Genomic DNA, 12,366 nt, shown 5'->3' on the forward strand with positions numbered 1-12,366 from the left:
TTTTGTACATTTAACTTGCGGCAAAAATTTATTTGCGCAGAAAATCGAGTTTTGACTGACAGATAAAATAATTGGCGACTCGCATTATAGAAAGACTTTAAGTTTTGATAATTGAATCGAATATAAACTAAGCTAAAATTACAATTATGATGAATTTTGACGTTGTTGTAGTCGGTGCTGGGCATGCTGGTGTTGAAGCTGCAGCTGCATCCGCAAGAATTGGAGCAAAAACTTGTTTAATTACATATAGTTTCAATAATATAGGAGAAATGTCTTGTAATCCTTCAATTGGAGGTGTGGCAAAGGGAATAATCGTAAGAGAAGTTGATGCTCTAGATGGACTTATGGGAGTTGCTATAGATATGGCTGGCATCCATTATAAAATGTTAAACAGTAGTAAAGGACCAGCAGTATGGGGCCCGCGTGCTCAAGCAGATAGAAAGCTTTATAAAGCTGCTATGCAGAGTATTTTATCCTGTTATAAAAATCTTACAATACTTGAGATGGAAGTAACAGATTTGATATTGGAGTCTGGAAAAGTACAAGGCGTAGTTTGTGGCTCTGAGCGTATATTAGCAACGTCTGTAGTGCTGACTACTGGTACATTTTTAGGTGGTGTTATTCATGTTGGGAATAAAACAAAAAACGCTGGGCGTTTTCAAGAAAATGCATCAATTATGCTTGCTGAAAGACTTAAAGCATATGGACTAAATATTGGTAGATTAAAAACTGGAACTCCACCAAGGTTGTTTAAAGATTCTATAAAGTGGGATTTACTTGAAAAACAACCTGGTGATAATCCACCAGTTCCATTTTCATATTTAAATAGTGAAGTGAAAAATCCGCAGATAGATTGCTATATTACATATACAAATCACAATATGCACGAAACCATTAGAGAGAATTTACATCTTTCTTCAATATATTCAGGGCAAATCACAGGTAGTGGTCCAAGATACTGCCCTTCAATAGAAGATAAAATTACACGTTTTGCTGATAAAGAGAGGCATCAAATCTTTTTAGAGCCAGAAGGTTTGGATAATGAGTTAATATATCCAAATGGAATTTCCACATCACTTCCTGAAGAGGTGCAAGATAAGATGCTGCGTTTTATTCATGGACTTGAAGATGTCAAAATCGCAAGGTATGGATACGCAATAGAATACGATTATATAGATCCAAGGGAGTTAAAACCAACACTTGAGGTAAAGAAAATAAGTGGACTATTTTTAGCTGGGCAGATTAATGGGACAACAGGCTATGAAGAAGCAGCTGGGCAAGGAGTGCTAGCTGGTATAAACGCCGCACTTTCACTTTGTAATGAGCAATATATAGTAGGTAGAGCGGATGCATATATAGGTGTTATGGTGAGTGATCTAATTACATTTGGAACAGTTGAGCCGTATAGGATGATGACGTCTCGCGCTGAGTTTAGAATATTACTGAGACCTGATAATGCTGATTCAAGGCTTACTCAGAATGCTGCTAAAATAGGTGTAATTGGAATTGATAGGTTGAACGATTATGAGGTAAGACAGGCTAATTTAAAAAGACTAAAAGCTGAATTATCAAATGTTACTTTTACGCCTAATCAACTAGCGAAATTCGGATTAAATATTTCTAAAGATGGCGTTAGAAGAACGCTTTTAGAGATAATTGGCATGCAGAATATAGACTATAACATCATTTGCGGCCTTTATGATAAAATTCGGCTTTATGATCAAAAATTGGTTGGTATTTTAAAAATAGAGGCGCTTTATGCATCATATCAAGATCGCCAAAATAAAGATATCGAGATATTATCAGAGGAATCTGCTATAAAGATTCCTGGTAATATAGATTACAGCATGATAAAAGCACTTTCAAATGAGGTGCGTCTTAAATTATCAAACGTTAGGCCTACTACTATCGCAGAAGCAAGGAGAGTGCAAGGCATTACGCCTGCTGCTGTAGTTGCACTCCAGATATATTTAAAGAAGAGTGAATATAGCAATCGATATAATTCTCAACCAGATGTAAGCCAAGAATAATCACTTGCAGCGATTTTATCTAATAATTCAGGTGTGATTGCTAAATAATGAATTTTCAAATGTATATTTACCAGTAGTCTAACATACTTGGGATACATATTTGGAGCTATTGAAATTTGTGAGCAGATACTTTGTTTTATAGTCTATCAGTCAAAAATTTATTTGCTTACGCAAAGCAATTTTTGCGTAAAGTTCAATATACAAAAATTAGCTTTTAAGTGCAGTCCTGTGCCAATTCTCTAATATTATACAAAATCTATAAAGTTTGAGGCAATTTTACCACTTTTTCTACTGGACTTTCGGTGCATCATAATGACTTACAGCCAAAATAAATCCTGCACTTCTTATAGTTATGACGTAGGCGACTAGTGATAGCTAAAGCTCTATAAAATAGGCATGGAAAACTAGTATTTAGAATAAATTTTTATTCACTTGGAATCGGCAATATCACTCTATTTTAGGCGAGAGGCTGGCTTGAAATTTATCAAAAAGACAAAGTTTAGCATAACTCTTTTATACTGCCTTAGTATATAATAGTATGGTAAATTAAGTTGAGGTTTGTGCATTAAAGAATTGAACCAAAGCATACATATGTTATTACTTTTTCCGAAAATCTTTGCTGTATGAGGATGGCATTTTCCTTTGAGTGTAACACACATCTATATATGCGCAAACTTCAACTTGATTTACTATATGCCGCAGCCTCTTATAAATTAACTGCGAGAAAGGGTTTTGAGTGTGTGTGTTCAGCGCATACCTCTTTGTATCGTCGGAAAACCCTGCTATACACTCGAGTTATCTGCTCTTCCTTTATCTCTATATTCATTTAAAGCTGCTGATTTAGTAATTATTCTAGTGTTAAAGATTTGTATATTAATTTTTAACAAATTGTGTTGAGTTTATACCAATTAAAAGCTGACAGCAGATGATGCAAGAAGTATAATTTGGTCAATAATGCTTATGAATCAAGTACCATTAGCTTGACTCTGTGCGCTGTTGTCTGTTACTATCTCAGACCTGTAAATATGTTTTAAAAATATGCATTAGGTACTTATGCAAAAGTAGAGTTATGCATATTTATCAGGTTTTGAAGTGCAGTGCAGAAAACAGTAAGTTTTTCATTGCTATGCTTTATAGCAATGTGCTGTTCTTTTCGAATATTCTGTTTTACAAATCAAATCAAAAATTTGGTTTGATAGTGCGATAGTTAAGAGGTAAGTATTATAATTATTTAACCAAGTTATATATTAAGTATACGTACTTTACTTATATCGTATATTGATATAGGCGGCGTAAAATCCAGGAATTTCGAAGTTACAATGTGTAGCTTTGCAAAGAAATTCTTTGACAAAGGTTATAATTATGATATTTAGTCTCTTCATATCGTAGTACTGATTAACAACTTAAGGATTATTATGACAGATCTCAATCTAAAGAAAGAAATTAGAGTTGCGGAGAACGAAGCATCTGTAGAAATTGCTGAGAGCGCTGATGTAGAAAAGAGAGTTGCTGGAGTAATTGCTAAACACGTAGATGATGCAGCAAAAGTAATTAAGCCAGAATCTGGGCTTGGCAGTGATTTAGGTTTTGATAGCCTTGATTCTGTTGAACTTGTAATGTCTCTGGAAGAGGAGTTTAATGTTGAGATTCCTGATGAAGATGCTGCAAAAATGAAAACTGTTGGTGATGTTATGCATTATATTAAAGCTGCTCTTCGTAACGGTTAATACCGGTGTTCTAAAAAAATAATCAATCATTGCTGTTCATATGAAGCGTGTTGTAGTAACAGGGGTAGGTGTTGTATCTCCACTAGGCTCTAGTATAGAGTCATCATGGAGAAACTTGATCGACGGAAAATCAGGGATCAAGCTTATACCTGACTCTTTAGTGGATACGAGTCAGTTACCAAGTAAAGTATGTGGCTTCATTCCAGATTCTGAATTGCCCAATGACCCTCTAGGTTTTTGCATTGCTTCATATATTCCACAGAAAGAGGCAAAAAGAATGGATAGATTTATCCATCTAGGTATTGCTGCATCTGTGCAAGCGATTGAAGATTCAGGTTGGTTGCCAGAAGATGAATTAGCGAAGTGTAGGACTGGCATCTTGGTTGGGTCTGGTATAGGTGGTTTGACTACTATAGAGCAGAATGCTCTAATATTAAGTAATCATGGTGCAAAGAAGATCAGTCCATTTTTTGTTCCAGCAAGCTTGATTAATTTAATACCTGGCCATGTTGCTATAAAATATGGCTTTAAAGGTCCTAATTATTCTGTTGTTTCTGCATGTGCAACAGGAGCACACTCGATAGCAGATGGTGCCAGAATAATAAGTAGTGGAGACGCAGATGTTATGGTATGTGGCGGTGCTGAAGCTCCTATCTCTCCACTTGGTATCGCTGGTTTTGCAGCTGCTAGAGCACTTTCTACAGGTTTTAATGATTTTCCAGAAAAGGCATCTAGACCATGGGATAAAAGTAGAGACGGATTTGTTATAGCTGAAGGAGCCGGTGTTGTTGTGCTTGAAGAGTTGTCTCATGCTATAAATAGAGGAGCTAAGATATACGCTGAACTGATAGGTTATGGAGCAACCGGTGATGCATATCACATAACAGCTCCTGAACCAGGTGGTGATGGAGGTTATAGAGCAATGCAAATCGCGCTTGATAAAGCTGGAATTTCAGCTGGAGAGTTAGATTACATCAATGCGCATGGCACATCAACTCCTATAGGTGATATGGTTGAGCTTCAAGCTATAGATAGATTATTCACTGGCATAGATAAGAGTCGAGTTTCAATTTCATCTACTAAGTCATCCACAGGGCATACATTAGGTGCGGCTGGTGGTATTGAAGCTATATTTTCTGTGCTTGCAATTGGAAACTCTGTAGTGCCTCCTACTCTGAATTTGGATGACCCTGAAGAAAGTTACGGATTTTCTCTTGTTCCGCATAGTGCAAAAAAATGTGATGTTAGAATTGTTCTTTCTAACTCTTTCGGTTTTGGTGGTGCAAATGTGAGTTTGTTATTTAGAAAATTTGAGAGCTAGTTCAAGATAAGGAGTGGTGTGCTGCTTTAATAAGGTGCAAGTTTTACTTTTTGAGCTCATTTGTCTAATTTCTGCTTTGTAGAGTTTCTTGAGGTTTGTGTTACTTGCGCTAGTACGCGCTTTATAGATTATAAAAATATTAGGTAGTGTGAATGATGAATATTCAACAAGTAATGAAGCAAGCACAGGATTTACAGAAAAAGATGACTGAAATTCAGCAAAAACTAGCTGAATCGGAAGTAGTTGGAGTAGCAGGCGGTGGTCTTGTAAGCATAACTACATCAGGCAAAGGTGATGTAAAGAGAGTGAAGATAGATAAAAGCTTAATTGTACAGGATGAAGTTGAGATTTTAGAAGATTTAATCGTTGCAGCTTTTAATAGCGCAAAACAAAATGCTGATATCTTTATGTCAGAAGAAATGAAAAAACTAGGTGTTTCTCCTGAAATACTGAAGGGAATTGTTTAATTTTGCGTAAGCTCTATTCACCAGTCTATCCATCAAAAATTGATTTGCTGAGGAAATAAAATTTTGCGGATAGACTTATAAGCTTTGCAATATTCTCGTAGTTTCAGCTTAAAGACCTATGCTTCTTGCATGGCATACACAAATAGCTAAAGCGTCAGATGCATCAAAATGTTTGTTATTATCATCAAAATCTTTGAGCCAAAGCTTTAACATTTTGAATATTTGTTCTTTATTAGCGTTGCCGCTATGTGTTATTGCTTTTTTAACTACGGTTGCCTTATAGCATATAGGAGTCAGCTCAAGTTGAGATGCAGCAACAATAGCGGCAGCCCTTGCATGAGCAAGTTGTAGTGACGTTTGATAATTTGTGTTGACATATGTCTCTTCAATTGCCACATGTAATGGCGAGTGCTCAGTAATTATTTTTTGGATGCCATGAAAGATTTGCGTCAATCTTTTTGGAAGTGTGTCGCAAGTTGAAGTATTAACTACTCCCATTCCAGCAAAACATAACTGTCCTTTTTGTGGTATTTCAATTACGCCCCATCCAGTTCTTCTAAGACCAGGGTCTATCCCTAAAACTTTTACCATTCTATGGCTGACTTGCTGGACTTGCTTTAGAAGCATCAAAAGCTTTATCAATAGCCGCTTTGATCTTACTATATTTAGAACCCTCTAATACTTCGCCATTTATAACGAAAGCGGGCGTTCCATTGATGTTCAACACTCTAGAGGCATATAAGTTACTGCGAAGAATTCTTTCTGATATCTGATTATCTGATAAGCAATTATCAATTTGCTTATTATCCATCCCGCCGAGTTTAGCTATGCCACGCAGCCTTTCTTGATAGTCTTGAGAGTATGCCCAGTGCATTTGTGAGTTAAATAGAATATTGATATATTTTTCGTATTGCCCGCTACATCTTGCAAGCACAGAGCCCATTAGTGCTGGCCTTGTATTTGGAAAGTCTCTATGCACATAACGCACTATTTTTTTGTCTATATACTCAGCTTTTAATTTTTCAAAATTTTCTTTATGAAAAGTAGCGCAATGCGGACAGGCTAAAGAAGAATACTCAAATACAGTAACAGGAGCATCAACATCACCAATTATGATGTCATTTTCATCTATCGCAAGTACCTCATCCTTAGTCGGCAATTTTTCTTCTTTAGCAATGCTTTGCTTTGTAGAAGCAGAATTATTGGAATCTGCGTAGCAAATTGTTGCAAAATTCAAAAGTGACAAAATCAAAAGTAAACTAACGGATTTTAACATAGAATTTTCAATTAGCATCTGTTTTAATAGTTTTAACATATAAAGTTCTAAAGATTATGTTATGCCTTTAGCGCTTTCCTCTAGATTATATAGCTTGATTAATCAAATCATTATCTTTTTTGCTTAATACTCTATATTGCCGCGTTAATTTCTTGCAAATGTATAAAAGCATTCAAGACGACAATGAGCTTGTACTATAAAAAATCCTGCTTTCAAAATCCTCGAGTGTGCACTGATGTTATCGGCAGCATATACGTCATACTTTTCAAAATTGGCGGCTTTAAAAACGCTAATTATGTATTTTGTATATACATACGCTCACATTCTTCCTAGCTCTTTTTGAACTCCAACTTCGTATACACTGAATAAATACCAACTCTTCACTTATCTGCGGTATATATCCATGCAATGTTCATTTTTAAACAATCATTTGGCTAAACTAAAGCATTAATATGAATTAGCAAGTTATAATTTGCATAAAGATTAATACAATTGTTTCTAAGTTATTGTGATTTCGCTCAATAAGCTGTGTTGGAATTTTACTGTTTAACAAACCGTCGTTACCGCACATCCTAAAACATTAACTAGCATTAGCGTACTATATTTATAGCGCAAAAAAATTTTGCTGTCTCAATTATTATCAAGAAATAGTCTGAATTCGAAAAATAAGTCTGCAGATGTTAAAATTTAATTAAATGATGTATGTATCATTATGTTAAGCTGTTTATATTAATATTTAGTTAATGTGCAAAATGTTAATGATTTTTGCAAGATTTGACTTAGGGATAGTACAGATGTTATAACTGAAACTACGGTACAATGTGGAGTTTTATTGTCGCTACTTTCATGGTTCTTAAAATGAATGTATGCTGCAAGTGGTCTATTATGTAGGAGTGAATTTGAGGTACTTGGTCAAGATAACACTGTTTTTAATAGCAGCTTTGTTTTGCTTACATGTCTCTTTGCATTTAGTCAATTTTGACTATTTGAAGGAGCGAGTGGTGGAAGCTACAAACAAAAAATATGGGTTAAAGTTACTTATAAATGGCGATGTCTCAGTAAGATTACTACCATTTCCTAGTTTGACTTTAGGTAATGTGGTCTTGCTAGATGCAGGTGCCAGGATGATTAGAAGCGAGTCCCTTACTATTTCATATAGCTTTATAGATTTTTTTACAGAAAGAGTAACATCACCTGGTTCTATCTCTTTTGATGGTGCAAAGTGTAATTTTGAGCGTCTTAAAGGCGTACTGGTAAAAGAAATAAAGTCTGATTTAAGCTCTGAGATCCCTGATATCATACTAAATGATGCAAATATACTATTTGAAGGAAATTACGTACCACTTCATTCTATCGTAATAAAAAAAAGAGTAACAGGAAGTGGTGATGAAACCTCTGCTAGTTATAGCTTAGAGACAAACTATGATATTGCTGGCAGCAATCAAAATGCAGAGATACATATAAAAGATCTTACAAAAGAAGGGGATATTGGTGAGTTCTTAATTTCTATTAATGGAAGTGATATCAATCTAAGCGTTACTGGTTCTGGGAAAGATCTTTTTGGTAACTTCAAATTCACAGGAGATTTTAGAGTAGATATAGCTAATATGCAGAAGCTTTCATCGAGTGAGTCAGAAGATGCTGAGAATACAAAAGTATACCTGGAAAGCAGTTTGAATATCAGCAATTCTATAATGCGAATGGATAATCTCAAATTCTCTACCAATCATGCAGATGACATAAGGGGTAGTCTTGCAGTAGATTATGCAGAAGCTCCAGCTGAAGTGATATTAGACCTTAAGTTTCGTGCTTTAGATCTTGATTTAATGTTTAACATCAAGCCATCGATGAATGATTTATCTATTGCTAGTGCACTTAGAGTGATTACAAATACTTTAGGTATTTATATTAGTCCAGGCTTTCTTAAAACATTTACTGCATTTTTAAACATCGAAGCAGACAGCGTAAAACTTTACTCTGGAGAAATAAATAACTTCATATTAAATGCTGATTTAGTAGATGATGATATATACGTCAATTCAATAGCATTCAATGTAAAAGATATAGGTGAGTTTTCGATGTATGGCGCAACTAATACAGACGAGGTAAGAAAAAAATTTAAGGGAAGCGCTTGGCTTTCAATAAAATCTATGGAGAGATTTAATAGGTGGCTTGGTCTCAATCTCAGTGAGGATGTTTTACAAAAGACAAAAACGTTATTGTTCAAGTCAGATGTTTCTGTGACACAGCATAGGATGAAATTTACTGATATCAAGGCTGCGTTTGGTGATCTTTTCTTAGTTGGAAGATGGACTCTAATGAGAGATGGCAATAATAAGATGAATGCTACATCTAGTATTAGATTTAATGATTTGGATTTAGATCAGATAGGAATCAGTGAAAGATTAGATAGCATATTGTTTTTATTATACAATTCTGATGATGATAAAACAGGAGCAAAATATTTTGAAGCAATTCATGATGGTGGATGGCTTAGATATTTCCCAATGAATTTGAATAGTGAAATAATAGCTGATCATTGCAAAATAAAAGGTGTTAGTTTGAATGATGTTATTATGTCGCTTGAGGTTACGCCTGGTTTCTTAGCGGTGCATAACCTAAAAGTTGCGTCAGATTTAGCAAAATTTGACAGTAAATTTACACTTTCTCTTCCTGCTTTTAGGCCGCATATAGAGCTGTATGGGAATTTTTCATATTTAGATACTAAATTTCTCAAGCGAATAGTTCCTAAATCTTTGCAAGATAGCTTTTTAGATGCTGAAAGGCCAATAAATTTGATGAGTGCGCACAATTTTGATGGCAATATCAGTATCAATATTGAAAAATTGACAGGTAGTTCTAATAAGGCGGAAGAATTAGCATTGAATTTGGCACTTGATAATGGAATTGCAACCATAAAATCTCTGAATGGTAAGATATATGGTGGTGATTTGGATCTTGTCGGGAGTATAGTATGTGCAGATATAGTGCCACAATATGTTATTGGCTTTGCCTTAAATAATATTAATCCAGGTGAATTGATGCAAGACATCATAGGGATTGATAATTTATCAGGATATATGAGTATGAGTGGTTCACTTTCCTTCTCTGGAAGAACACAAGATGTGTTGCTATCAAGGATAGGCGGTAGTATTAAAATTTCTGGCCGCAATTTACTTTGGAAAGGATTTAGCATGGATGAAATTGTTAAAATCCCTGAAATCAATACTTCGTTTGATGATGTGATGCATAGGTTAACTTACTATACAGAATATGGTTCTACATTCTTTGACAATGTAAGTGGAAAAATAGATGTAGTAGGTGGTATAGCAGGACTTGATGATATAGAACTGGATAATAGACGCTTTAAAGGAATGTTCGTTGCAAGATATGATATAGCAAATAAATTGCTCAACTCTCTGGCTAAATTTTCTTTTATTCCAATCGGGAATAGTGCGCCAATAGTATTGCAAGTAACCAATAAGGGTGGATTACCTAATACAGAAGTAGCATTTGATACACAAAACCTTGTCATTTTTTTAAAAAATAAATTTGCAAAAAGATAAAAGTTATTAAAAATGATAAATAAAAACAGTTTTCAAAAAGCTACATCAGCAACATTGCGATAGACATATGATTTTAGTGTAACATTCATGATTTTTTTGATACGAAGAAGTCGTTATTTCTTATACTTTCTGCTTCTTGCATACATCTTAGTGAATGCTCCTGAGTTATTTTTATGTGCGTTGAACACTATATATACAACGATGGTTATATATAGGCTGTTCCCAATTTTTTATGGCAGTTTCACTAGAGGTCTACCTTTTTATATAAGGCCGTCGCATTATCTTGCACCTACATGTAATCATAAAAAGTTGTTACTTGAAGATTTGCCTAACTATTCAATAATTATGCCACTTTTTATGGAACAAGAAGTTCTTGAAGAATTGATAGAGAACATATCTGCAATAAAATATCCAAAAGATAAAATGCAGGTACTGATAGTGCTTGAAGAAGAAGATGTGATAATGCAACATTCTATAAAATCCATAAAGCTACCAGAGTTCTTTCAAGTAATCATTGTTCCAAGATCAAATATTCAAACCAAAGGAAATGCATGTAACTATGCACTGAATTTTGTTAAAGGCGAATATTGCGTAATTTACGATGCTGAAGATAAACCAGATGTTTATCAACTAAGTAAAGCTGTGCAGAAATTTCATGCTCTAGATGCAAGTTATGTATGCTTGCAAGCAAAGCTAAATTACTATAACTGGAATGAGAATTTTTTAACGAAAATGTTTGCAATTGAATATGCAATTTTATTTGATTATGTCATTCCAATGCTTGTAAAATTTAACTTTTCTATTCCACTTGGTGGCACCAGCAATCACTTTAAAACCAGTGTGCTGAAAGAAATAGGCGGATGGGATGCCTTAAATGTAACTGAAGATGCAGAGCTTGGCATTCGAATAAAATCAAGTGGTTTCAAGGTTGGAATTATAGATTCATATACACTTGAGGAAGCTCCGATACATGTTCGCGTTTGGATAAAACAAAGAATGCGTTGGATGAAGGGACACTTAAAGACGTATTTGGATCTAATATCAGCTATATCTAAACGTTATCAAAATACAAAAAAGTCTCAAAATGTTACAACTAGTACATTATATAACTCTTGTATAATGAAGATACTAGATTTTGTATCTATATCTTGTCTGATAGGAATGCCTACAATTTTCTTTGCTATATCTCCGATAATTTTTATTGTATTTTTTTTTGCTGATCTTGGAGAATTCACAAGAACTGCACTGAGATTCAGCGGTATATTCGGTATAATGAGCATTGCAGCTCTCTCATTCATTACTATGTTTAATAAAAATCTCAATATCGAGACAAAGTTATGGTTTTTATTTCCAATTTATTTTGTGCTACATAGTGTTGCAAGTTTGTTTTCTATATACCAGCTTTATAAAGCTCCATTTTTTTGGAATAAAACACCGCATGGTCTTTCAAAAAAAAGAAGATATATCTCTGATAAATGAATTCCGCTATAATATTTACTTCATCATCCGCATATTTAATGCAAAATCCCACAAATCACAGCATATAGTCGCCGTGTATTGTTTAAAAAATATGTTAATCAATACATAACAAGCTGTCTTTAAGAGGCGCAAATTTTGAAAAGTATGATTAGTATATATGGCACTGCCTGCAAAGTCACTTTCGCAGGCTCCTTTGGCCTGATTTTTAAAGTATTACTTCGTTAATTCCTTCGTAAATATATATAATATTTGACTCAGAAATGAACTGGTACTATAAAAAATCATGCCATTAAAATCCGCGCGTACTTATGAAGGCATGACCATAGGAACATAGAATAATCAATGGGTTTTTGTGGGTGATTGGAAAACCTGTATACTATAGCACTATTAATATTGCTAGATTTTACAGTTAATTTCACTATGCTAAAAATATTTATGACAAATGACAGATTTCTATAGACTATATTGGTTTTATGGTATAAGTACGTATGGTAAGTTTC

The 12,366-nt window shown here is 34.4% G+C and carries 8 protein-coding genes; 6 read left to right on the top strand and 2 right to left on the bottom strand.

Going from position 1 to position 12,366, the window contains the following annotated elements:
- Positions 1 to 146 precede the first annotated feature (146 nt).
- The 4 genes from mnmG (at position 147) to AACL20_RS00960 (ending at position 5,545) form a co-directional block, all read left to right on the top strand.
- A complete protein-coding gene (mnmG, locus tag AACL20_RS00945; RefSeq protein ID WP_339052288.1) occupies positions 147 to 2,030 on the top strand; it encodes a tRNA uridine-5-carboxymethylaminomethyl(34) synthesis enzyme MnmG in 1,884 nt (627 codons plus the stop codon).
- A 1,415-nt stretch (positions 2,031 to 3,445) separates the two neighbouring features.
- Positions 3,446 to 3,757, top strand: a complete 312-nt coding sequence (acpP, locus tag AACL20_RS00950) for an acyl carrier protein (protein ID WP_339040787.1) — start codon at positions 3,446 to 3,448, stop codon at positions 3,755 to 3,757.
- A gap of 40 nt (positions 3,758 to 3,797) precedes the next feature.
- Entirely contained in the window at positions 3,798 to 5,078 is a 1,281-nt protein-coding gene (gene fabF, locus AACL20_RS00955) for a beta-ketoacyl-ACP synthase II (RefSeq protein ID WP_339052289.1), read from the top strand.
- A gap of 152 nt (positions 5,079 to 5,230) precedes the next feature.
- Positions 5,231 to 5,545: a YbaB/EbfC family nucleoid-associated protein gene (locus AACL20_RS00960; protein ID WP_339052290.1), complete on the top strand. Its 315-nt coding sequence runs from the start codon at positions 5,231 to 5,233 to the stop codon at positions 5,543 to 5,545.
- 108 nt (positions 5,546 to 5,653) lie between these two features.
- On the opposite strand, the gene ruvC is transcribed toward AACL20_RS00960, so the two are convergent.
- Both ruvC and AACL20_RS00970 read right to left on the bottom strand, forming a co-directional pair.
- Positions 5,654 to 6,136, bottom strand: a complete 483-nt coding sequence (ruvC, locus tag AACL20_RS00965) for a crossover junction endodeoxyribonuclease RuvC (RefSeq protein ID WP_339052291.1) — start codon at positions 6,134 to 6,136, stop codon at positions 5,654 to 5,656.
- A gap of 1 nt (position 6,137) precedes the next feature.
- Positions 6,138 to 6,839, bottom strand: a complete 702-nt coding sequence (locus AACL20_RS00970) for a DsbA family protein (protein ID WP_339052292.1) — start codon at positions 6,837 to 6,839, stop codon at positions 6,138 to 6,140.
- 848 nt (positions 6,840 to 7,687) lie between these two features.
- Here AACL20_RS00970 and AACL20_RS00975 point away from each other — a divergent pair.
- Both AACL20_RS00975 and AACL20_RS00980 read left to right on the top strand, forming a co-directional pair.
- Entirely contained in the window at positions 7,688 to 10,387 is a 2,700-nt protein-coding gene (locus AACL20_RS00975; protein ID WP_339052293.1) for an AsmA family protein, read from the top strand.
- Between the two features lie 201 nt (positions 10,388 to 10,588).
- The gene (locus tag AACL20_RS00980) at positions 10,589 to 11,866 is read left to right on the top strand and encodes a glycosyltransferase (protein WP_339052648.1); all 1,278 of its coding nucleotides are present in this window, start codon (positions 10,589 to 10,591) and stop codon (positions 11,864 to 11,866) included.
- Positions 11,867 to 12,366: the final 500 nt, after the last annotated feature.

Origin of the sequence: Candidatus Lariskella endosymbiont of Epinotia ramella (genome assembly GCF_964019805.1) — a bacterium.
GTDB lineage: Bacteria > Pseudomonadota > Alphaproteobacteria > Rickettsiales > Midichloriaceae > Lariskella.